The 22,277-nt window shown below is 71.1% G+C and carries 18 protein-coding genes; 5 read left to right on the top strand and 13 right to left on the bottom strand.

The genetic code is table 11. The features are described 5' to 3' along the window. Positions 1–132: 132 nt before the first annotated feature. The 8 genes from ASF82_RS07485 to ASF82_RS07450 all read right to left on the bottom strand — a co-directional run bounded on the left by ASF82_RS07485 (position 133) and on the right by ASF82_RS07450 (position 11,968). Positions 133–2,142: a nuclease-related domain-containing DEAD/DEAH box helicase gene (locus ASF82_RS07485; RefSeq protein ID WP_200931973.1), complete on the bottom strand. Its 2,010-nt coding sequence runs from the start codon at positions 2,140–2,142 to the stop codon at positions 133–135. A 401-nt stretch (positions 2,143–2,543) separates the two neighbouring features. Further along, positions 2,544–4,004, bottom strand: a complete 1,461-nt coding sequence (locus ASF82_RS07480; protein ID WP_056055998.1) for a hypothetical protein — start codon at positions 4,002–4,004, stop codon at positions 2,544–2,546. Beyond that, positions 3,997–4,974: a hypothetical protein gene (locus ASF82_RS07475; RefSeq protein WP_156369941.1), complete on the bottom strand. Its 978-nt coding sequence runs from the start codon at positions 4,972–4,974 to the stop codon at positions 3,997–3,999. The genes ASF82_RS07480 and ASF82_RS07475 overlap by 8 nt, the downstream gene beginning before the upstream one ends. A gap of 11 nt (positions 4,975–4,985) precedes the next feature. Beyond that, on the bottom strand, positions 4,986–6,125 hold the full coding sequence (locus ASF82_RS07470; protein WP_255354159.1) for an McrC family protein: 1,140 nt from the start codon (positions 6,123–6,125) through the stop codon (positions 4,986–4,988). A gap of 119 nt (positions 6,126–6,244) precedes the next feature. Next, positions 6,245–8,629 (bottom strand): AAA family ATPase, encoded by a 2,385-nt coding sequence (locus tag ASF82_RS07465; protein WP_056055368.1) that lies wholly within the window; start codon positions 8,627–8,629, stop codon positions 6,245–6,247. A 108-nt stretch (positions 8,630–8,737) separates the two neighbouring features. Then, entirely contained in the window at positions 8,738–10,564 is a 1,827-nt protein-coding gene (locus ASF82_RS07460) for a hypothetical protein (RefSeq protein ID WP_056055365.1), read from the bottom strand. 235 nt (positions 10,565–10,799) lie between these two features. Then, positions 10,800–11,561 (bottom strand): inositol monophosphatase family protein, encoded by a 762-nt coding sequence (locus ASF82_RS07455; protein ID WP_056055362.1) that lies wholly within the window; start codon positions 11,559–11,561, stop codon positions 10,800–10,802. 146 nt (positions 11,562–11,707) lie between these two features. Beyond that, entirely contained in the window at positions 11,708–11,968 is a 261-nt protein-coding gene (locus ASF82_RS07450; RefSeq protein WP_056055359.1) for a hypothetical protein, read from the bottom strand. Here ASF82_RS07450 and ASF82_RS07445 point away from each other — a divergent pair. The 5 genes from ASF82_RS07445 to ASF82_RS07425 all read left to right on the top strand — a co-directional run bounded on the left by ASF82_RS07445 (position 11,959) and on the right by ASF82_RS07425 (position 14,123). After that, entirely contained in the window at positions 11,959–12,222 is a 264-nt protein-coding gene (locus ASF82_RS07445) for a TetR family transcriptional regulator C-terminal domain-containing protein (RefSeq protein WP_056055356.1), read from the top strand. The two genes, ASF82_RS07450 and ASF82_RS07445, sit on opposite strands and share 10 nt — an antisense overlap. Positions 12,223–12,420: 198 nt before the next feature. After that, on the top strand, positions 12,421–12,837 hold the full coding sequence (locus ASF82_RS07440; protein ID WP_156369939.1) for a G5 domain-containing protein: 417 nt from the start codon (positions 12,421–12,423) through the stop codon (positions 12,835–12,837). 113 nt (positions 12,838–12,950) lie between these two features. Then, positions 12,951–13,430, top strand: coding sequence for a hypothetical protein (locus tag ASF82_RS07435; RefSeq protein ID WP_156369938.1), 480 nt, complete (start codon positions 12,951–12,953; stop codon positions 13,428–13,430). A gap of 10 nt (positions 13,431–13,440) precedes the next feature. After that, the gene (locus ASF82_RS07430) at positions 13,441–13,677 is read left to right on the top strand and encodes a hypothetical protein (protein WP_056055347.1); all 237 of its coding nucleotides are present in this window, start codon (positions 13,441–13,443) and stop codon (positions 13,675–13,677) included. 83 nt (positions 13,678–13,760) lie between these two features. Beyond that, positions 13,761–14,123 carry an SdpI family protein gene (locus tag ASF82_RS07425; protein WP_056055344.1) on the top strand — a complete coding sequence of 121 codons (363 nt, stop codon included), beginning with the start codon at positions 13,761–13,763 and terminating at the stop codon, positions 14,121–14,123. Positions 14,124–14,164: 41 nt separating this feature from the next. Here the strand turns inward: ASF82_RS07425 and ASF82_RS07420 are convergent, their stop codons facing one another. The 5 genes from ASF82_RS07420 to ASF82_RS07400 form a co-directional block, all read right to left on the bottom strand. Beyond that, positions 14,165–14,410, bottom strand: a complete 246-nt coding sequence (locus ASF82_RS07420) for a hypothetical protein (protein WP_056055339.1) — start codon at positions 14,408–14,410, stop codon at positions 14,165–14,167. Positions 14,411–14,819: 409 nt separating this feature from the next. Next, the gene (locus ASF82_RS07415; RefSeq protein WP_056055338.1) at positions 14,820–18,419 is read right to left on the bottom strand and encodes an ATP-binding protein; all 3,600 of its coding nucleotides are present in this window, start codon (positions 18,417–18,419) and stop codon (positions 14,820–14,822) included. Beyond that, on the bottom strand, positions 18,416–19,330 hold the full coding sequence (locus ASF82_RS07410; protein ID WP_056055336.1) for a DUF4194 domain-containing protein: 915 nt from the start codon (positions 19,328–19,330) through the stop codon (positions 18,416–18,418). The genes ASF82_RS07415 and ASF82_RS07410 overlap by 4 nt, the downstream gene beginning before the upstream one ends. Then, positions 19,327–21,003: a DUF3375 family protein gene (locus ASF82_RS07405; protein ID WP_056055333.1), complete on the bottom strand. Its 1,677-nt coding sequence runs from the start codon at positions 21,001–21,003 to the stop codon at positions 19,327–19,329. Before ASF82_RS07405 ends, ASF82_RS07410 begins: the two co-directional genes overlap by 4 nt. Positions 21,004–21,349: 346 nt before the next feature. Beyond that, a complete protein-coding gene (locus tag ASF82_RS07400; protein WP_156369937.1) occupies positions 21,350–22,258 on the bottom strand; it encodes a DUF4380 domain-containing protein in 909 nt (302 codons plus the stop codon). Positions 22,259–22,277: the final 19 nt, after the last annotated feature.

The raw sequence follows: 22,277 nt of genomic DNA, 5'->3' as shown, positions 1-22,277 counted from the left end.
ACGAAAGTTTCGCCTTGTTTGCCCAAGGTTAGTGGCCATCTTGCGCGCGCAGAGAGCGGCCGGGGTGCTCGGCATGTCTGCGCTCGTCTCTTGCCCCGGGTGCTGGTATCCCGGTGGCATCAGCTTCCGCCATCACGATGCAGCATCTTGGGTTCCCGCTGGCTGAGAGGTGAGAGAACGGACGCCGACCCACAGTCCGTCGCGGGCCCGGGTCATGGCCACGTAGAGCTCACGGCGGTCGAGGTCGCGGCGCTCGCGGTCCGTCTCCGAGGTGGGCTCCGCACCTGTAGCCAGCAGAGCAGGCTCGACCCGGGCAAGAAGCACCTGCTTGAACTCGAGACCCTTGGCGCGCTTGACGGTGCCCACCTTGACGGCGTCCACGGGGCGGCCGTCGTACCGGTCGAGGGCGATGACGGGGATGCCGGCCGCGACCAGCGCCTCCTTCGTCTTCGTCACCTGCCAGTGCGTGGTGGAGAGAACTCCGACGTCGCCCCACGACGTACCCACGAGCCGAGTGACTCCGCGCACGCGGTCGACGAGAGCGGCGTCGTGATCGGGCCACGAACGGTGTCGGCTATGGATGGGTACAGGGCCGCTCCGGGTCACGGTGTCGACCCTGTCCATGAGCTGCCCAGTGCCCTCGATGTCGGTGTACTGGTCGCCCGCGACGACGGCGTTCGCGAAGGCGAGGATCTCCGCTGTGTTGCGATGGTTGACGTCGAGGACGACGCCGCGGCCGCTGAGCGAGATCCCGACCTCGGACAGCGTGTAGCCGCCCGGGTAGATCGTCTGCTGGCCGTCGCCGATGAGCGTCAAGCCGTCGGAGCGGTCGCCGACGAGCGAGTGGAGGAGGGACACCATGGCGCAGGTGAGGTCCTGCGCCTCGTCGACGATGACGGCTCCGTAGCGTTCCAGCGGCGTCGCGCGGAGGCTGTCGCGGGCCAGGAGGATGACGTCCGCGAAGTCGTGCGCGTCACGGCGGCGGAGGCCCCGTTCATAGCGCTCGAAGAGCGACCAGACGTCGCGGCGCTGGACGACGGTCAGACGGTAGCGCCTGCCGACACGGGCGAGGTCGGCATACTGCTCGAAGGTCCGGATGCCGCGGCCCTTGATGACGTGGTCGATCTCGTCGCGCCAGTAGCGGGAGGTGGTCCCGGACGAGTCGAGAGCGCCTCCTCGGGTGCGGCCCGCCCACGCCTCGTCGAAGGCGCTGTCGGCTGCTTTCCTGTTCAGACGGACGGTGCAGCCGCGCTCTGCCAAGAGGTCGAGGGCGAAGCCGTAGATCCCATGGAAGTCCACCGCGTCGACCGTGTCGGGCGCGAGACGTGCAAGGAGGTTGCTGAGCACCTGAGGGAGCGTGCGCACGAAGGTCGTGAACAAGACTCGCGTGCTGCCGTTGCGGGCCAGGTAGGCAGCCCGGTGGAGTCCGACGACCGTTTTGCCCGTGCCCGCGGAGCCACGGATGCGCGCGGGGCCGTTGAAGCTCCGCCGCACCAGTTTCGCCTGGGCAGGGTCCAGGTACGACATCCACTCCTCGATCGGAGCGGCGAGGATGCTGTCGAGCAGAGCCGCGTCGACCTCGTCCGCAGACACGACGTCCGCGAGCGTCTCGGCCACGGAATCGATCGGACGCGACAGGACCGGCTCGGGCACGGTGACGTCGATGTTCGCCGTGGCGTGCAGGACGGGGAAGTGGTCGAGCACACGGTGAAGGACGGTGTCGACTTGGCTCGACGTGAGCCGAGCCCCGGGGGAGGCGATGTGACGGAGCACGTCGCGCTCGCCCACCACGGCCACCGGACCGACAGTTTCCCTGACGCCCTTCTGCCCGGCGAGAACGGCGACTGCGTGCACCTCGGTCGGTGCGAGGCCCACCTCGACGAGGATGCCCTCCGTGTTGTAGGCGAGGTCGGCGAGCGACGCTAGGTCTTCTGTGACGTCAGCCTGTCCGCGGAAGATGCGGCCGTCGTGGATCGACACTTCCCTCCACGCCTTCGTGTCGACGATGTGCACCCCCGACGGGCCGACGACGATCAGGTCGACCTGCGCGCTGCGGCTTCCCGGCCACGCACGGTCGGGAAGGAGGTGGTAGCCGAGTGCGCTGAGTGGCGCGAGCTCGCTGGCCACACGTTTCTCGGTCACTCCGGCGAGCCCGAACCGGGCCGCTCTGTCGTGGGCGAGCGCAGCCTCGCGCTCGTGGGCCTCGGCAAGAGCCTGCTGTCGGTGGGCCTCGTTGGTGGCGGACGCGCCTGCTGCTGCCACGGTCGGCTACGCCGTCTCGAGTAGCGGGCGCTGAGTGGCGCGTTGAATGACGTGGTTTTTGCGAATCATGGTGTTCCCCCGTATTGCGTCCTGCCTGACCGCAGGTCCCTCAGCCATGCTGACATGCTCCCCAGGTCGAGACGGGCGGCAAGGGTACCCAGTTCTGGGGGCCGCAGGACGAGCCGCATCGCCGTCGGAAGGCGGTGGGATATTGTCCAGATCACCAAGGGCCAGATTTGACGGCGGGCCTGTGCAGATAGCCCACGGTTCCGGCCGTTCCGTCAGTCGAGGAAGAAACTGAGGGCTTTCGCCTCCGAGTCCAGGACGTCGGCTTCGTCGACTCCGATCTTCAGCGCCAGCTCGACGGAACCGAGGGCGGCGACCACGACGTCGGGGGCGAACGCCCGTTGCAGGACCGCGAAGTAGTCAGTGATGGTGAGGTTGAGCTTTTCGATCAACTCCTCGTGCTCGGCCTTGAGTTCATCATCCAGATGTGCCTGCGCGGCCAGATAGCGCTCGATGAGAGCGGTCTCCCGTTGAGACAGGGACGAGCGGGTCGCCTGGTACATGACAGTGCCGACGGTGTTCCCGATCACGGCACCCAGGACAGGCACGGGGATCAGCATCTGACCGATCAGGGACGACAGAGCACTCACTGCCGTGTCCAGGCAGATCAGCTCCGCATTCTCGATGAATTCCGTCTCGGTGATCTCGCTGCGACGGAGCTTGTTCGCTTGCTCGGCGATGCCGACCGCACTCGTGACGACGGAGCTGGCGACAGCTGCGGACGTCGCGGTGAAGTTCGTGAGTGAGTAGATCGTGATTCCTCGGAGGCCTCCCTTGGCGACACCACGACCCGCTGTACCTGCGACGTCCGCCCAGTCATCGCTCGTGAACTCCTGGAGCTTCTTGCCGCCACGCCGTTTCTCCACGACGGCCATCACGAAGGCGGCGCCACCTTCGACGGCTGCGCTGAGAAGGGTGGCTTCCATGCCCTCCTGGAATCCTGGTCGACTGTCCTGGCGCATCTCGTAACGGCGTGTCTCATCGGTCGAGGCCAAGGCGTCCTTCTCGCCCCGCAGGGTCTCTCCGTAGGCGCCCCTCTGGACCTCGTGATAGTCGAGACGGGATGGTTCCAGCGAGTTGATGTCGACGGTTCCAGTCGCGAAGAACGCCTGCACTCGCCTCCAGTCCGTCAGCGAAGGGCCGTCGCCGCTCCGGGACAGGTGCGTCGCCGTGTCCTCCGGGCTCATCGAGTAAAGCTCCCGGATCACGTCGAAGTGGTCTGCGGGAATCTGGTACCGACCGCCGTTCTTGATAAAGTCCGGGTACTTGCTCAGGTGATCGGTGATGGCTCCGAGCCCGAGACGACCGCCGGCGGCGACGAACTTCTGCTGGATCGCTATCCCCTCTCGCAGCAGATCGACCGGACCGTTGTCGTTGACCCACTGGTAGACAGCACCGTCACCGACGACCTGACGTCGCGCATTCCCGACACCGACCTCGGCGACCTCGGCGATGAAGCCGTGCATGCCCTTCACCCCGCCACGGTTCGTGGCCACGACCTCCAGATCGATCTTCTTGATCGCGGAGTCGATGCTCGAGAGAGCGTCCACGATGTTCGTGTCCTGCTCCGCCAAGCGACGGAGCAGCGTGTCGAGCCTCAGCTGGTTGAGATGGCCGATCCAGGCGGCGATCGCCTGCTCCTGGTTGCTCTTGGCGAGCTCGGATGCCTTACTCACCGTCAACGCTCTCCGCGAGGCGTCGACCCAGGAGGGCCGCACAGCTCCTGGTGTTGTTCACCAGGGCGACGAGCTGACTCTGTCGAGAAGGAGTCAGGGAGAGATAGTCGGAGCCGAATGCGGACAGGCTCTCGCCGTAGGCCTTCGCGAGCGATTCGCGGATCACCGTCGTTCTGGTGAGGAGATCGCCGATCTCGGCGTCCATGCCCTTCACGATCGCGGTGTTCCGCTTCACGGCACTCAGGGCTTCTTCGTGTGCTTCCCGGTTCTCGAGTTTCTTCTTCGTGAAGAGCGCGATCGACGCAAGGAGGCCTGCTCCTGCGATCGTCCAGCCGACCGGCCCTGCCAGCGCGAGCAGGGCGCCGCCCGCGGCCGCCCCGCCACCTCCGGCGGCGAGGGTTCCTCCCCCCAACCAGGTGAGGGCAGCGTTCGTCGCGGCTACGCCGGAGAGGGTGGAGATCGCGGTCCCGGTCGACGCGGCGCCGAAGGTAGTGGCGACCCAGAGCGCTGCCGTCGGGGCGAGGCTCGCGACAGCTGCACCGGTGGTGAACCCGGCGCCGACACCCAGGGCCGATGTGCGGGCTGCGTCGAGATCCCGCCGCGCGAACTCCTCGGCGTCGAGGAACTCTGCACTGTCGACGGCGATCTGCTCGAAGTCAGCGTCGAAGGACTTCGGCGTGTTCGCCACGCTGTTCACCAGGAGCTCGACGAACCCGATGAGATCTGTCGACCTGTCGCGCTGTCCGAGGAGGGCGAGGCCCTTGTCGTTCATCAGGGTGAAGGCATCGTTGTAGTGGGCTATCGCCTCCGCGTACGGATCAGCCTTCTTCGTGGCGAACTTCTCGATGGTGTCGACGGCGGCCTCCCGGACGTCGCCCGCTTGCTCGACGACCTTCGCGGACGTGGTGCGGACGAACTGTCCGATGTCACCCACCGTCTTCACCACGTTGTCTCTCGCCTTCTCAGGCATGCTCGATTCGGTCATTTCAGCCCCCGGGTCGTGTCGACGTCGATCGTTGGCCCGAGCGTATCGAGGGGGCCCGACACAGGCGATGCGAGGCCGGAGCGTTGCAGGGGCCGAACCGCGGCGACGCGGTCGGCGACCAACCCGTGGAGCTGGGCCAGCATCCGAGCAGGCGCGGCGCCCACGTCCAGTCGCCACGTCCGTATGGTGATGCCCGACCGGCGGATGGTGGCCATCTTCTCGTGGTCACGTGTTCGGTCCGCGACGTAGACCAATGTGCCCTCGGCGAGGCCGAGCACCGTGCAGTACGCGAGCATCTGGTAACTGTCCTCGACGCGTGGTGAGCCCGTCTTGTACTTGGCGTCCATCACGACGGTGGGGGCTCCTCCTACCGTGTGGACGAAGTCGGGACGGATGGGCTGGTGACGCTCCTCGTCCAAGTGGGTCGGAAACTGGCCGACGCTGACGCCGGGCGAGATCTCGGCGAACGCCGCCGTGAGAGCTGCGGTCACAAAACCCTCGAAGGCCTCGGCCATGTTCACGACGAACGACGCGACAGGTACGCCACCATCGGTCTGCGTCGGGGCGAGCCTCGCCAGGACGAGTTCCGCGAAGCGAAGTGACGAGTGGTACCGCTCGTTGAGACGCGATGGTCGCCAGCGAGGCAGCTCTCGCCCGGCGGGCAGCGACGAGACCGCTGCCAGCTGGCCGTCGAGGTGAGCGAGGCGGCGCCGGGCAGCAGCTGAGATGCGCGAGAGGGCCAGCAGGACCCGGACGGCCGCCCTCAGGATCTGGTTCTCAGCTATGTCCACGGTGTAGTCGTCGACGGTGAGCTCGACCGGGAGGAGCTGCCCACCGTGCCGCGACATCTGGTCGGAGAAGCGGATGCGGCCCCTCACCGTGACCGCGCTCTCGTCGGACCGCCGGTACCCCTGGAGGAGGCCTCGCCCGAGCGCCCGCTCCAGCAGGCGCGCGTACGTCTCGGCGACGGCGGGGACGAGGGAGTCGCCGGCACCCGAGACCTCGTCAGGCCGGAATCCTGGGTCGGCCGCGTAGCCGAGCATGAACAGGACGGAGGCGAAGGGCGCCTTGGGCTGGACCACGAGCTCGTGCTCGCCCACCGCCACGGAACCGACCCGGTTGAGCTGTGGTCTCACCTGAGCGCCCGCGGCCGTCAGCCGCGACTCGAACAGGCCCGTGAGGCATGCGCGCTCGATGACGTCAGCCGGGAAGGGCGCCGGGGTCCACTCACTGTTCTCGCGGAGCTCCAGGCGGGTCACGCCTCCGTCGACCCCTCGAAGTCCGCACTTCCGGGGGCCCGCTCGACCACGAGATCGATGACCGGTCGCAGCGCCGCCAGCCCGAAGCGTTCCCGCACCTCGACCCGGGAGAACCGCCCGTAGTAGTGCTCGTCGAGCAGCGGCAGGATGTCGTGCTCCCAGATGCGCGAGAGGCCCGTCTCAGTCCGGGCGCTGGCGCCCATCAGGTACGACGGGCCGATCTGGAAGTCGCGGTCGACCTCGCCGATCCTGCCGTTCAGCTCGTGCAGGAGGGCCCCGCGGGCGATGTCGTGACCTTGTGCGGCGGACCACCGGTCGACGAGTCCGCGAACCGGCTCCTCGGCGGGGTGGAGTTCGACGAACGAGAAGCGACGACGGATGGCGGCGTCGACGAGTGAGATCGATCGGTCGGCGGTGTTCATCGTGCCGATCACGAAGAGGTTCTCCGGCAGGCGGAAGTCTTCCTCGGGTGAGTACTGCAGCGAGACCCGCGCATCGCGGTACTCGAGGAGGAGGTAGAGCTCGCCGAAGACCTTGGCGATGTTCGCGCGGTTGATCTCGTCGATGATGAGTACGTGCGGGACCGTCGGATTGGCTGCCGCGGCTGCGGCCAGGAGTCGCACGGGGCCCGGAGCGAGTCGGAACGTCGCCGTGCCGTTCTCGTCGACGGTCGGGCGGAAGCCCTCGAAGAAGTCCTCGTAGGCGTAGGAGGGATGGAACTGGACGATGCTCATCGCGCCTTCCGGGGCGATGAAGTCAGCGAGAGCCCGGGCGAGGTAGGTCTTGCCGGTACCGGGAGGGCCGAAGAAGATCAACTGTCGGCGCTCTTCGAGGAGGTCGACCACGTCGTCGAGCCACGGGGCGTCGTAGTGCAGGCGCGCGGCCAGCTCAGGCGTCGCTCGCGGGAGTCGCACTACCTGATGGATTGGTCTTGGCGGAACCGGCGTCGGTTGCAGGTCGTCAGGAACGACGTAGTCGAGATCCACGTAGATAGCCCCCGAGGACAGGCGATCAAGGACGGCCTGAGGAACCGTGGTGGCAGCCGTCCTCGGCCACCAGTCGACGCTGCGGGTGAGCCCGTCGCCGAGTTCGCCGACCACACCCACGTGCACGTCGCCGTCGCGTGTCGTCAGGATCTGGTCACCTGGCGACATGATCGACACATGTGCCGTGACGGACTCGATCTGCCCGAGGAGGTCGACCACGTCACGCTGACCGTCCCAGGAGCGGAAGGCCTCGTCGCGGATGCGTGAGCGATCCCAGCCTGGCTCCGCGTGGAAGTCCGCGACCGGAGGAAGGAGGGACTCGCCTGGGGTCACAGACGCAGCGGCCCAACCGCGACGATGGACCTCGGGCTGGGCATCCCTCCATTCGTTCCGCCACGGCGGGGCGTACCAATCCGGGTCGAGGCTGCCGTCCGGGTCGACACGGGCCCGGAGACGAAGGAGGTCACGGTCGACGTCGCCAGTCACTCCGTCCAGTACTGCAGCGAACGCGTCACAGATCGAGCGTTTGTCGGCGACCGAGACGATCCGTTCGAAGTACGCGGGCCACATGAGCGCCAGCAAGGAGTTCCTGATGGGGGCGCCATCCTCTCCAGCGGCCTGCGCCTGAGAACGGAACTCCCATGCGTCCGTGAGCGCCGCCTCCTTCACGGGCTCCTCAAGGTCGACCCAGTGGGCGATGAAACGGCAAAGCCACTGGATGTGCTGCGGGAGCTGCTGGTTGAAGCCTTGACCGCCGTGGAAAGTTCCTGGTGTGCTCAGCGCGTCCAGGACTTCGTCGGGAAGCTGAGGCCGCTCGTCGAGAACGCCGAGGATGGTCTCGACGAGAGCACGCTTCGTGTCCGCCCGGACGTTGACCAGGGGCAGCCTCTGGATGAAGCAGAGCTCGGCGGCGAGGAGGACGACGGCGCGCGGTTGATCGGCCAGCTGTCGAGTCAATCGATCAGCGAAGGTGCCTGATCCTACGTCGGACTCCATGGCCTCTCGCAGGGCCTCCGCCGTTACCGACGTCCAGGTCACCGTCTTGCCGTCGAGCGGTGACGCCTGTCCGCGAAGGCCTGGATCCAGAACGACCCGTGCGGCGAGCGAGATCGCAGAGCGTTCCGCGCGACCCGTCCTCGCGGGTGAAGCGCCGTCGGTCGCCCCCTCGGACAACACGTCGAAGCCGAGTCGTCGCAGGACCTGCTGCGCCCGTCCTGAGTCGAACTCCGCGTGGGTGAGACCTGTCACGAGCGAGAGCACCTGTTTGACGGGGAAGCGGCGGCCGCCGATCACGGTCCAGTACGTGGAGATGGCGTCCGGTGGGCGTCCTGCGACGGCCATCTCGACGTCCTCGGGCGTGATGTCGAACACCGACCCGTTGATGGTGACCTTCATGGAGCTCCTTCGATCCTCTTCTCGGGGTTACTGGATGCCGAGGTGGCCGTGCCGCCCTCAGCTCGGTGCTGCCTGGTCAAGGCAGACTGCCGACCGACCGACAACTTGTCAGACGGTGGAATTTCGACCGTCCGAGCTTCTGGCACCGTCGAGGCGAACGTCGGCTCCCGGCTCCAGGCCGTGGTCACGCAGGTACTTCAGTGCACGAGCAAGGATCTGGATCTTCTCGTCGAGGTCCTTGAGGCTCGGCGAGGTCGGGTCCGAGAACTCGTCGAGCCGTTCGTGCTCTCGGCGGACGAGCCGCTCCATCTCGACGAGGCCGCGCCACACACCCGGGTCCTGGTCCAGCCCGTGCGACTGACGCAGCTTCGCGGCTGCGAGCTGTCGCATGACGACGGCCTCCACCACCTCTGATGTGGTCCCGGAGCCTGCGAGTCCGAAGGCGATCCCGCCACCGCCGGCACCGACGAGGCTGCCTGCAGTGATGAGTCCGCCGATCATTCCGCCAGGGCCGAAGGCGGCGAGCGCGCTCGTCACGGCGGCGGCGCCGGCGAGCCCCGCCCCAGCCGCGAGTGCGAGGCCGCCCGTGGCCACGACGATGGCTGCAGCACCGGCTCCGAGAGCACCGATCTTCAGCCAGTTGGCGCCCTTGCTCGCGCTGAGGGCGTTCTGTGCCTCCTGGGTGGCTCGAAAGACATCCCCGCCGAAGGCGCTCGTGAGGCCCGACTCCGCGCTCAACTCCATGAGGGCCGCTCTCGACGCTTCTCGGGGAACGGTGATCTCGAACGGGCGGATCACGTTCTCCGACGCGAGCACGGTCATCGAGACCACAGCCTGCTCCTTGTCGAGGTGACTGACAGGAGACGGCAGAGGAGCAGCGGCATCGGCGTCAGCGGGGTCGAAGGTCAGCTCGACGAGTCGGCTCGGCAGGAGCGCCCCGACGACCTGCCTCTGCTCGATCAGGTCGTCGACGACCTTCGCTTGGACCTGCCGGAGGGCGCCCGCGTAGCGCGAGCGGACGTCGCCCTTGAGCTGCGCGAGGACCAGGTGCGAGTACCGCAGGGCGAGCAACACGATCTTCTCGGTCTCATCCAGCGGGACGTCGACGTCGTTGTGGGTGAGGACGACTTCGCGAGACAGCGAACCGAACATCGCGAAGCCGACGGCCTTCGCCACGATCGGATCGACCAGGTACTGCACAGCATCATGGACATGAACGTGGGGAATAGACGGGACGCGGAAGTCGAGCATCCAGGGGAACACGGATGAGAGGCCGCGATGCGCCGCGACGGGATCCCACCCGTTCCAGAAGTTCACCCACCAGTCGAGGTTGACCGGGGGCTCGGCCAGGATCGACCGGAGGTCGTCGACGTCGACGCCTCCGTTGGCGAGAGGGCTCCCGATCGTGACCATGCCGACCACGCGGATCCGCTCGGGAAGACGACGCAGGAGGTCGGCAGCGATGACGGATCCGAGGCTGTGGCCGACGATGACGATCTCGCCCTCGGACGGGAGCGCTGCCAGGACGAGGTTCAGGACCTGGGCCCGGACGGCTGGATCGTGGAGGTAGTTGTGCGCCTGCCTGAAGGGAGGCATCGTGAACGCGACATCGACAACGGTGTCTGAGCCCGGCACGACGCGACCCGCCGCGGTGCGCCCGAGCCGGTACTCGAGGGCGCCGGTGCGGAGCTCGAATTCGCGCCGGTTGCGTCGGGCGTCTTCCCGAGCAGGTGACTTGACCCCGGTGGGGGGCATCTTCTGCTTGGTGTCCCACCCCTTCAGAGCGTGTGCGTACTTCGGCGCAATGAGGTGGTCAGTGTCCAACGAGGGGTAGCCGAGACTGACCAGTGAGCCCGACAGAGCCACCATCCATCGGTCATCCGGATCTCCTGTCCCGACACCGTGCAGGAAGAGAAGATGCGGTTGACTGCTCATGGATGATGCCCCCGGTTGACGTGCTTTGTTCTTGAACGTGATTGATGGTCAGGCTATAGGTCAGGGGTGTCCGTCCACGTCACAGATGAGAGGGCCGACGCCCCGCCCGTTGGATCGACATGACCTTCACGCCCGAGCTCGAGACGCCGCCCATGTCCATTCGCACCGCCATGACTGCTAGCCATCGAGCGGGCGGCGGGACGTAGGCCGCAGCGACACTTCCGCCGCGGTGTGCTCAGCAGGTGACCGCGCGCAGCACCTCCGAGGCCTCGCCTACCGCCCGAGCGGACCCTGCAAGGTGCCAGCGCCGCCCGAGATGCTCGATCGCCTCGGTGCGTCCACCCGCTCCCTCGACGAGGGCGCGCCCCGGCAGCCAGTCCCAGTCGTCGCAGTCCCACTGCACCCGCAGTCCGATGCGCCCGGCGGCGACGTCCGCCAGGTCGCACGTTCCCGACCCGCTGATGCGCACGGTCGCCGCCGAGTCCAGCAGGCCCGTCATGACGGCGACCACTGTGGGGTCGACCATGTCGGCGGGGTTGACGTAGGTGGCGACACTGGTGTCCGCCAGCGGACAATCGGCCAGGGGAGCGACGCGCTCGCCGTTGACACGCGTGCCTTGGGCATCAGCCAGCCAGGTCTCACCGAGCTCCGGGCGGTGCACAGCGCCGATGACGAGCTCGTCGTCCACCTGCAGCGCCACCGCGCTGCACCACGAGGCCAGGCCCGACAGGAAGTTGAAGGTGCCGTCGACGGGGTCGACGATCCAGAGGCGTCGGTTCCGGGAGGCGGACGAGGTGCCCTCTTCGCCGAGCAGGCCGTCGCCGACACGCTCGCGCGCGAGCGTGCGCCGGACAAGGTCTTCGGCCCCACGGTCGGCGGCGCTGACGAGGTCGGCGTTCGACGTTTTCCGTTCGCTCGTGAGCCCCTCGCGGCGCAGCTCGCTCGCCAGTGACGCCGCTCGCGTCACGAGCTGCTCCGCCAGATCGATGTCGTCCACGACGGCTCTTGGGGAGGCAGGGTCTTCGCTCGGAGTGAGCACGGTGACCATTCGTTCAGTGGTCCGGCACGGATCGGCTGCTCGGCCGCGCCGACCGCGGCCTGAGGGGCGCATTCATCACGCGTCGGTCACAGCGGCTGTTAGCGTCACGCCACGCGCCTGCGAACACGATCCCGCAGCATCACGAACACCGTGACGGCCGCGAGCGCCACCGCCGCGCCGGGAAGCACGGGCCCCCCGGCCGAGAACCCGAACACGGGGGCTCCGCCGGGGAAGGCCGCGGACCACGACGCGACCCCCGGGATCGACAGCGGCGTGCCCGCGACGAGGCCGATCGCGAACGCGACGAGCATCAGCAAGAACATGACGGCCACGGTGAAGAGAAGGGCGCCGACGAGTGCCGACACCCGCCGTCGCGGCCGAGTACGTCGACCGCATCCGGGTGTGGGAGGCGTGCCTCACGCGGACGCTCCGGCGCGGTGCCGAGGCGGGCACGTTCGCCGTCGACGACGCGTCCGAGCTGGCGCTGAAGCTCGCCGCCTACAGCGACGGCGTCGCGACGCAGCTCGCGCAGAAGGCGCCGGGGCTGACGCCGAGGCGGGCACTGGAGTGGATGTGGGTGTTCCTGGAGCAGGAGACGGGGGCACGGTTCCGGCGGTGAGCGACGCCTCCTCGCTAGCCGGAGCCGCAGTGCGGCCGCGGGCGCGGGCGGCGCTGCCCCGGACTGGGGCCAGCCCCGCGGCCTCCCGACCCGAACGGGGTGTGCCGCCCGCCGCGCATACCGGCCAGCATCGAGAGGACGGCTACCCGACAGTCGTCAGATACTCGGAGAACGACAGTGATGCAGTGGTGGAACGACATGACGACCAAGAGCCGTGTGCTGCGCAGCGCCGGCGTGCTGGCGGCGTGCATCGTCATCGGCGGCGGGGTCAGCGCGACCGCGGAGACGATGGGAGCGCAGACCAGCGCTGAGGCCGAGACGGCCCCCACGGCACCGGAGGCGACCTCCACGGCTGCGCCCACCGCGCCTCCCGGGGCCGTCATCAGCACGACCCGCGTCGACGTCACCGAGCCCGTCGCCTTCACCACCACGACCTACACCGACCCGGAGCTCGACTCGGGCACCTCCGTCGTCACCCACGAAGGCCACATGGGCAGCGTCGTCCGCAGCTACGACGTCGTCACCGCCGACGGGGTGGAGCTGCGCCGCGTGCTCCGCAGCGAGCTGACCGTCGTCGCGCCCGTCGCCCAGGAGGTCAGCGTCGGCGGACGCTGAGCACCGGTCTCGCCGCGGCGTCCACGACAGGACGTCGTGTGGTCGAGACTGTGACCATGGACGTCGAGTGGGGGCCGTGGTCGTCGCGGTCACGATCTGATGTCGGGGGTGACATGAGCACGAGACTGAGACCGCTGCGGATGCGCCACGTCGTGTGGGGCGGGGTGCTCGGGGGCGCAGCATCCGGCGTCGTCGTGTCGCTGCTCGTCGCCGACGATCCGCTCGGCGGTGACGCGCTCATGCTCAGCTACTTCTCGTTCTGGTTCCTCGTGGCGGGCACCCTCGTCGGGGTCGTCGCCGCACTCGCCTCGTGGGGAGCAGGTTGTCTCGTGACGATCGGCCGGCCGGAGTCGCGGGGCCGGGCGGTCGTGACGGTCACGGTCGCCAGCGTGCTCGGGGGCGCGTCCATCGCCTGCCTGCTCCGGGCGTTCGAGTTCTGGTCGTACCACCCTGGCGAAGCGGTTGCCGGCGTGGTCGTCGGCGTCGTCGGGGGAGCAGCGGGCGCCTTCTGGGCGGTGTGGATGTCACAGGGGAAGCCCGCGACGACACCTTCGACCCGCACGACAGGCGACGGCGCCGCTCCCGCCGCCTAGGCTCAGCGTCATGCAGCTGCAGCGCGTGGTGACCGGGGTGGTCGCAGGCGTGCTCGTCGTCGCCGTCGTGCTCGTCGTGCTGGTGGTCGTCTTCGGCGGGTCGTCGTGCGGCGGGGGCTCGACGGATTCTGTCAGCGACGGCGAAGCCGGGCCCGTCGTCGCCACGGCCGCCCCGGTCAACGGCCCGACCTACTGGACCGAGGAGCGCATCGCGTCCGCCGCGGCCGAGCCGATGCCGACCTGCTGACTCCTGCCGCTCGGCAGCCACCGGCCTGCCGGTCGATCGCACGGGGGAGGCGCCGCGGAGGCGCCCGGTCCTAGCCTGGAGCGATGCTGGTCGCCGTCGTCATCCTCGTCCTCAGCAACGCGCTCGTCGTGGCGGTCGTCGTCGCCGCGGCCCGCGGACGCCTCGCCCCGAACGCCCTGGCAGGTCTGCGCATCCCGTCCGTCATGGAGTCCGCGGCCACCTGGCGGGCCGGGCACCGCGCCGCCGTGCCGGCGGTCGTCGTCGGGTGCGCCGTCGCGACGGTCGCCTCGGTGCTGCCGCTCGTCACGGGGTGGACCGACGGGGAGGCGGCGGCGAGCATCCTCGCCGCGTGCGGAGCGCTGCTCGCCGGGACAGCCGTGGGCGGGGTCGCCGCGCACCGGGCGGCGGGGCGCGTCGAGCGGGACGCCGAGGTCGCCGGGCGGTGAGCTGACGGGCGGCACTGTCCGCCAGCCGGGCCGCACTCGGGTCAGCCCGCGCAGGAGTCCCAGCGGGCCCGCCAGACGTCGGGCTCGTCGTGGGGGTCGACGGGCTCCAGCGCCAGGACACGGTCGCTGAAGGTGAACTCGCCACGGTCGATCTCCGCGAGGTCCGGGGCGTCGAGCGGCAGGCCGCAGGAGTGCGGGTTCCAGTAGTCGGGGTGTGCGTAGAACACGGAGTAGTCCAGGTCCTCGTTCCAGTTCAGGGCCCACTCGCCGTAGAGGTGCGGCCTCACGCGCCGCCGCCTCCACCAGGGGCCCTCCACGTCCCAGGTCCACGCCCTCGTGACGGACAACCAGCCACGCACGACTCCGGGTTCGCCCGACAGCGACATCCGGTACAGGGTGGGCGCCACCAGCGCCGGGTCGGACGGCGGCGGTTCCGGCGGCGGGGAGAAGAGCACGGGCCGAGCCTAGGGTCTGCGGAGAGCGAGAGGGATCCGGGTGCCGACCCGCGACTCCTTCGGGCTCACCGGCACGTCAGGCTCCGATCCCTCTCAGATTCGGAGGGGACGGGACGCCTGTTCACTCGGCGGGGACAGATCCCTCTCAAATTGGGAGGGGGTGAGGGGGAGGCGCGGGGCGAGTGGGCGCGAACTGCTGCTCCCGAGGGGCGGGAGGCGCAGATCGCGACCACTCGGCGGGCTAGCCGAGCGCGGCGGGGTCGAGGCCGTGGCGCTCGACCTCCATCGCCTCGCGGATCGTGAGGGGGTAGATGCGCGACAGCTCGGGGTTCACCGGGTCGCTCGAGATGTAGGCGACGCTCTCGACGTGCTGCTCGAAGGCGTTCACCTTGTCTCGCGGGGCTCCGACCACCAGCTGGAAGCCCAGCGACCGCAGCGCCGAGAGCGCCCGGCCGGTGTACTCGGTGTCGGCCTTCACGAAGCCCTCGTCGAGCACGATCGGCGCGTAGGTCGGCACGCGGTCGGTGCCGTCGCCGAGCCGGAAGCGCAGCGCGGCGCCGAGCACGAACGCGATCAGCTCCTGGCCCTCACCTCCCGACTTGCCCGCGACTCCCTCGTGCACGATCTGCGTGCCGTCTCGCCTCGTCTCGATCGCCCGGAACTGGTAGTGCTCGCGCGCGTCGAGCACCCGGCGACGCCAGGCCTCGCCCGACTTCGAGCGCTCCTCGAGGCTGGCCAGGTCGCGACGCAGGCGCAGGAAGCGGCGCTCGATCTCGGCGGGGTCACGCAGATCGACGGCCGAGGCAGCAGAGCCGCCGGCAGCAGAGCCGCCGCCGACCGCAGAACCGCCGCCCCCGCCGCCCGTGTGCTCGCGCAGCGTCCGCTTGAACTCCGCCAGGTCGCTGTTCGACACCGGCCGCGGCTCGATGTCGAGCGTCGACCCCTGCCGGAACTCGATCGCGGCCAGCGCCTGCGAGATCGGCCGGACGCCACGACGGATGACGTGCCCGTCCTCCTCGATCTGCACGAGCAGCGCCCGCAGGCTGTCGCCCACGCTCGCCCCGGCCTTCGCCAGCCAGCGCTGCTTCGCGTGGGGCAGGTCGTCGTCGACCAGCGTGCGGTGGATCGCCAGCACGGCCGGCAGGCTCTCGATCGACGCGTCGAACCCCGCGTTCGGGTCGAGCTCGAGGTAGCGCGTGAAGACGAGCTCGAGCGTGAGCTCGTGCTGCGTCCGCTCGCGGTCGTGCGCGTCGACCTGCGCCCGCAGCTGCGCGGCCGCCTCACGGCGCGTGCGCTCGACGTCGGCCACCTCGCGCGGCGCCGCGAACGGCAGCGGCGCGAGCAGCACGCGCTCGTCGTCGGTCAGCGGGTCGGCGCCCGAGGCGTCGCTGAACGCGTCCTCGATGTCGACCAGCGTCGCGTGCGTCGCCTCGAGCTGGTCGAGCACCTGCTGAACCTCGGCCCCGCGACGCACGGCCTCGAGCCGCGCCTCGTCCTGCGCCGCGGCCTCGGCCTGCAGCGCCGTCACCTCGGGGCGCTCGACCGCGACCCGCTCGAGCTGCGCCTGCAGGTCGGCGAGACGGGCCCGCGCCGGCGCGGGGTCGACGTCCGACCACTCCACGGCGGCGGCGCGCGCCACGGTCTCGACGACCGTGCGGCGGGCGGTGGCGACCGTCTCGGCGGCGTCCCACTCCGCGCGCGCCGCGTCGAGCGACTCCGTCAGCACGGTGATCTCGGCCGTCAGCTCGGCGACCCGGCCGGCGTTGTCGAGGCCGATCCAGGAGCGGACCCGCCGGTCGTCCTTCGTCACCCGACGGCGCGAGCCGGTGCGGAGGCCCGAGCGCGTCACGGCGCCCTTCGCCCCGACGGGCAGCGGGTCGTCGAGCGCCGACGCGTCGTCGACGCAGAGCACGCTGCGGTCGTCGACGACCTCGTCGCGCAGCCAGCCCACGAACGGGCTCGCCTCGTCGAACACGAGCATCGACGGCACGGTGCGCGCGAGCGGCGTGCGCGTCGGCGTCAGGCCCGGCGTCGCGGGCACGAGGGTGACGCGGCCGCGCATGTCCTCCCGGTCGACGAAGCGGCGCACGGCGTCGAAGTCGTCGGGGTCGACGAGGAGGTGCGTGGCCAGGTCGCCGAGCACCCTCTCGATCGCGGTCGTCCAGTCGCGGTGCTCCGTGGCGACCTCGAACAGCTCGCCCGCGTAGGGCAGCCGGGCGACCGGCACGCCCGTGCCGTCGGCGATGCGCCGACGTCGCTCGACCGCGTCGTCGGGCACGTTGCTGCGGCGCCGCTCGAACGACTCCTTCTCGCGCTGGCGCTCGCCGACCGACCGCCGCGTCTCGGCGATCCGGGCCGCGAGGTCGCCGCGCAGCTCGTCGTGCTCCCGGCGGGCCGCCGCCTCCTCGGCCGCGAGCTCCGTCGCCCGCGTGCGCAGCGACTCCAGCTCGTCCGCGGTCGTGGGCACCGGCTCGCCGACGCCCTCGAGCGGGGCTGCGAAGCGGCGGTGCTCCTTCTCGACGCGACCGAGCGCCTCCCCGGCCCAGCGCACCTGCTCACGGAGCGAGTGCGAGGGGTCGCCGCCGAGGTCGGCGATCTGCGCCAGGGCCTGCTCGCGGGCACGGAGGGCGGCCTCCGCGGCCTCGGCGGCGCGCCTCCTCGTCTCGACGTGGCCGCGCTTCTCGGTCTGCACCCGGTCGACCTCGCCGCCGACCCAGCTGCCGACCGCCTCGGCCAGCCAGACGTCGAGCCGGCGCGGTTCGTCGTCGCCGCCGGCCAGCAGACGGCGCTTGGCGGTCGCGTCGTCGCCCGCGGTGCGCCAGCGCTCGGCGAGGCCCGGCACCGGCTCGAGCACGTCCAGCTTCCGCCGCGTCGTCTCGAACACGTCGTAGAGCTGCGACGCCTCGCGGTAGGTCGCCAGCGTCGTCTCCCACCGCGAGAGCGCCTTCGGCTGCGTCAGCACGAACTGCTTGAACAGCTCGTCGATCGAGAAGACGCCCTTCGACGCCTGCGCCCGCCGCAGCAGCGTCAGCGCCTTCAGCTGCGACTCGTCGCTGCCGCCGATGCCGAGCCGCGCGCAGAGCTGCACGCGGAGCTCGGGCTGCGAGTAGGTGACGAGGTCGTGCGCCGGGTCGACGAGGCGCGTCAGCGAGCTCTTCGTCAGCGGCGAGGTGCTCGTCTCGTCGCGGCGGACGTCGGTCAGCCGGCTGAGGTCGAAGCGCCCGCGCACGAGCAGGTAGACGCTCGCCTGCGTGACGTCGTCCTGGCTGGCGGTGTCGGGGCCGATCCAGGCGAGGCGCACGGCGGTGAGGGTCTCGCCGAGCTCGGTGCTCCAGGTGATCGCGGCGCCGCTCGCGAACGACTCGCCCAGCGGGCGGAGGAACCGCGTCGTCGTGCGGTCGGAGTCGGCGTCGCGCACCTCGTCGGTCTTGCCCCGCGCGTAGCTGTAGACGGTGCGCTCGGAGCGCTGGCGCGAGTCGTCGCGGGCGGCCCGGTTGAACTCCTGCGGGTTCGGCATGATGACCGCGGCCATCGCGTCGAGCACCGTCGACTTGCCCCGCCCGGTCGGGCCGAGGATGGCGATGCCGCCCCGCCCCACGGGCATGCGGTGCAGGCCCGCGTAGCTGCCCCAGTTGAGCAGCTGCACGAGCTCGATGCGGTACTGGCCCGAGTGGAACATGCCGAGGTCGGGCGCGGCGTCGGGCTCGACGTCGACGTCGAGCGCGGGGGTGACGGGCGGCGCGGGCGTGGTGGCGGCGGTCGCGTCGGCGGCAGGGGCGGTGCCGGCCTCGACGGGCGTGCGGGAGGCGCGGGGCGCGTCGGCGGGGGAGGCGGGGGTCATGCCTGGTCTGCTTCCGGGTCGAGGGGGAGGTCGAGCGGCAGGTCGAGGGCCGTGTCGGAGGCGCGGGGCGCGTCGTCGGGGGCGGGCGTGTCACCGGCGTCGTGCGCGGCGTCGGGGTCGAGCTCGGTCAGGTCGTCACCCGCGTCGAGCTCGGGGTCGGGGTCGGGGTCGGTCAGCTCGTCGGGCTCGTCCAGCTCGCCCGGAGCGGCGGCGCTCGCCGCGGGCGCACCGGCCTCCGGCTCGGCGCCCGCGGCCTCGAGGTACACGCGCTCGAAGTGCCGCAGCTGCTCGGGGCGGACGAGCGGCACGATCGCGGGGGCGACGACGAAGAGCGACGGGTCGTCGGGCTCGGGCTCGAGCAGGTCGCGGGCGACCATCGCGGCGATCGCGGCGTCGACGCGGCGCAGGGCCCGCACCTCGTCGTGGGCGGTGTCGTCGTGGAACCGGCCGAGGAACTCGGCGACCTGGTCGCGCGACACCACGACCGCGTCGTCGTCGCCGTCGGCGTAGGCGTGCTCGCGGCGCAGGAAGATCAGCAGGAACGACGCGTCACGGGACAGCGGCTTCTCGCGCCGCAGCAGCACGGGGGCGTCGTCGCCGCCGACCTGGCGCTTGAAGGCGACCTCGTAGCCGCGGTCGACCTCGAGCTCGAGGAACATCTCGGCCAGGCGGGCACGGACCTCCGGCTCGTGCGCCAGGAGGCCGGCCCACGCCTCCTTCTGCGTCGCGCGGCTGATGAAGCGGTGCGTCATCAGCGTGACCAGGGCCTTGCGGCCGGCGAGGGGGAGCTCGTCGGAGACGGGGCGGGCGGGGGCGTCGTCGGAGTCGGGCGCCACGTCGAGCGTCGCGTCGGCCGCCGCGCCGGGCGTCGCGTCGGCCGGGCGGAGGTCGTCGGTCGGGGCGGCGGTCATGCGGGGTCTCCCTGGAGGGTGCGGGCGGTGTCGTCGGGGGCGGGGGCGTCGGCGCCGGGCGGGGGTGCGTCCCGGGTGAAGACCAACCGGGGCAGCGTGACCTCGCGGGGGGCGCCTCCCCGGGGTGCTCCGGCCCCGGTGCCGGACGGGTCGTCGGGCGTCAGCACGACCGACTCGGTCTCGTCGGTGACGACGCCGCGCTCGACGGCGAGGTCGAGCATGCTCAGCACGAGCGCGAGACGGCGGAACTCGGGCTCGGTGGCGCGGTAGACGTCGGCGCTCGTGACCTCGTCGCGGCCGTCGCCCTCGTCGAGCAGGCGGTCGATCGTCGCGGCGACGGCCGCCGGGCTGGTGCCCGCGGTGAGGCGGAGCGCGGCGCGGTCGGCGGCGGGCAGGGCGGCGTCGCCCTCGGCCACGCGCACCTCGACGGTGGGGCGGCCGCGCTCGCTCCAGAGCTGCACCTGGCTGACGTCGACGACGTCGACCGGGCCGAGGCCGAGCACGTCCTCGGGCAGCACGGCGGCGCCGGGGCGACGCTCGGCCCAGGCGGCGCCGGCGTGGAGGGCGCGCTCGGCGAGGGTCAGGAGGCGCTGGTGCTTCTCGGCGCCCGACCGGCTGAGGAAGCGGCGGAGCGACGACGTCCAACGCCCGTAGGTCTCCTGCACGGACTGCTCCTCGGCGAGCAGCGACGAGATCAGCTGCTCGAGCTGCTCACGCTGCCGCTCGGTGAGGTGCTCGGCGGCGCCGGGCTGCGACAGCACCTTGTCGATGTCGGCGCGCATCACGTCGATCTCGCGTGACGAGAGCATCTGGGCGAAGCCGCGGTAGGCGCGGCCCTCGGGGGTCTGCTCGAGCAGGTCGTTCTCGCGGAGGTACTGCTCGACGAGCGCGCCCTTGCCGACGTGCTCGTGGGTCGCGCGGCGGGCGACCTCGCGGTGGCGCTGCTCGACCATGGCGCTGAGCTGGCGGAAGTCCTCGGGCAGCGACGCGGTCAGCCGCACGACCTCGCGCACCTGGCGCGACACGACGTCGGCGGTCGCGGGGACGGGGCCGTGCCGCTCGACCTCGTCGCGGCGGCGCTGCAGCTCGGCGATCTGCTCGTCGATCCGGGCGACCTGCGACGCGGGGTCGGGGTCGGCGAGGCCGGCGAGCTGGCGGACGGCGTGCGCGATGCTGCCGAAGCGGGCCTCGGAGACGGCGTTGTCGGCCTCGGCCAGCTCGCGGACGATGCGCAGCGCCTTGAGGGCGTGCGGCGAGAGGCGGTAGCGGGCCCGGGCGGCCTGGCCGTCCTCCTCGCCGGAGGCGCGGGTGCGGATCAGCCACCGGCTGTCGACCCAGCCGCGGCAGTAGTCCGCCGGGGTCTTGGCCTCGGGGAGGTCGGCCGTCTCTGCGGGGCCGGCGGGCGCCTCCCCGGGGGTGGTGTCGCTGACGTTCGCCGTCTCGCCGGCCGCGGCCTCCGCGGTCTCCGCGGCGTTCTCGGCCAGCGCCTCCGCGACGGCCTGGTGGAACCAGTCGGCCGAGACGGGGCCCTCGGCGCGCTCGAGGTGGCGGGAGAAGAGGGGGAGGATCCAGCGGCTGTTCGAGCTGCGCAGCAGCGCCCAGGTGGGGTCGGTGCCGAACACCTCGCGCACGCCGTCGCGGCTGAGGGCGTCGTGCCCCGACGGTTCTTCCACTGCCCAGCCTCCCTGATCGTCGACGGACGACGATACCGCGGGGGCGGAGGGGCGTCGGACGCAGGCGGCCCGGTCGGTGCCGTCACGGGGCCGTCGGGTGGCTCGTGGTGGGGTGCGGCGGGTCGGTGTCCTCATGGGCGGGTCGGCGCCGACCCGCCCAGAGGGACGTGGACCCGCCCCACTGCTCGGCGTCGCTGACGCTGACCCGCCCGGAGGGGCGCTGACCCGCCCGGGGGGACGCTGACCCGCCCGCACGGATCGTCGGGGCGGGCGCACGCGCTCGCCGCGTCGGGCCCCGAGCGGAGCACCTCGGCGACGTCGTCGCACCTCGGCCCGGATCGGCCGGCTACGCCGGCCCGACCCGCCACTCGATCTCGAGCGTCGACGCGTCGCCCGGCTGCAGGGTCTCGAGCGGCCCGAGCACCTCCAGCTCGACGAGGTGCGCCGACGGGTGGAGCCCCTCCAGCGACGCGATCGGCTCGGCCGTCGGGCGCTGGAGCCAGACCTCGACCTTCGCGCCGCCGTCGGGCCAGGTGCCCGTCGTCGCGGGCGTCGTCGACAGCGCGAGCACGGGGCCGCCCTCGTCGTGCAGGGCGACCGACCCCGAGGCTCCGGGGTAGCCCCGCTTGGCGACGCCGGTGCCGAGGGGCAGGACGACGTCGTGGCCGCGTCGTCCGCTGGGCAGCTCGCCCTCGTAGGTGCCGAGGTCGAGCTCGTCGGCGGCCCGGTCGTGGGGCACGACCACCGACGACCCGGCGGACGGGGAGACGGCGCCGGCGGCCGTATCGGCCTGGCAGACCTCCCAGATCGCCCATCGCCGGGTCGTCGACGACACGTTCTCGAAGGTGACGTGCTGGTCGAGGCGAGTCGACCCGTCACGCACCGTGAACCGACGCGTCACCCGCAGGCCCGAGCGCGGGTCGTCGGGGCTGGTGAGCGTGACCACGACGACGGACTCGTCGACCGTCCACGATGCCGACCAGGTGCCCGAGTCGAGCACGGGGTCGGGCGGCCCGGCCCATTCGTCGGGGCCTGACCAGCCCTGGGGGGCGGGCCAGGTCTTCGACCCGCCGACGTTCGCCCAGGTCGACATGCCGCCGTCTCCGGCCGGCCAGGTCGACACCGGCACGACCGGCCGCAGCGCGTCGTCGAGCAGGGCGGGGTTACGCCAGAGCAGCTCCCGGCCGCCGTGCACGAGCGAGAGGAGGCGCCCCCCGCGGGTCGGTGCGAACGCGAGCGCCAGCTCGCCGGTCACGACCCTGATCAGTGGGAGG

The sequence above is a fragment of the Frigoribacterium sp. Leaf164 genome (genome assembly GCF_001423665.1).
Taxonomy (GTDB): domain Bacteria; phylum Actinomycetota; class Actinomycetes; order Actinomycetales; family Microbacteriaceae; genus Frigoribacterium; species Frigoribacterium endophyticum.
Note: the sequence above shows the minus strand (reverse complement) of the source record. Positions and strands in the feature narration are given on the sequence as shown.

Excerpts from the sequence above, each read along its gene's own strand:
- ASF82_RS07475 (WP_156369941.1), bottom strand. The coding sequence starts at position 4,974 with ATGCCTGAGAAGGCGAGAGACAACGTGGTGAAGACGGTGGGTGACATC.
- ASF82_RS07465 (WP_056055368.1), bottom strand. The coding sequence starts at position 8,629 with ATGAAGGTCACCATCAACGGGTCGGTGTTCGACATCACGCCCGAGGAC.
- ASF82_RS07460 (WP_056055365.1), bottom strand. The coding sequence starts at position 10,564 with ATGAGCAGTCAACCGCATCTTCTCTTCCTGCACGGTGTCGGGACAGGA.
- ASF82_RS07440 (WP_156369939.1), top strand. The coding sequence starts at position 12,421 with ATGACGACCAAGAGCCGTGTGCTGCGCAGCGCCGGCGTGCTGGCGGCG.
- ASF82_RS07435 (WP_156369938.1), top strand. The coding sequence starts at position 12,951 with ATGAGCACGAGACTGAGACCGCTGCGGATGCGCCACGTCGTGTGGGGC.
- ASF82_RS07430 (WP_056055347.1), top strand. The coding sequence starts at position 13,441 with ATGCAGCTGCAGCGCGTGGTGACCGGGGTGGTCGCAGGCGTGCTCGTC.
- ASF82_RS07425 (WP_056055344.1), top strand. The coding sequence starts at position 13,761 with ATGCTGGTCGCCGTCGTCATCCTCGTCCTCAGCAACGCGCTCGTCGTG.
- ASF82_RS07415 (WP_056055338.1), bottom strand. The coding sequence starts at position 18,419 with ATGACCCCCGCCTCCCCCGCCGACGCGCCCCGCGCCTCCCGCACGCCC.
- ASF82_RS07410 (WP_056055336.1), bottom strand. The coding sequence starts at position 19,330 with ATGACCGCCGCCCCGACCGACGACCTCCGCCCGGCCGACGCGACGCCC.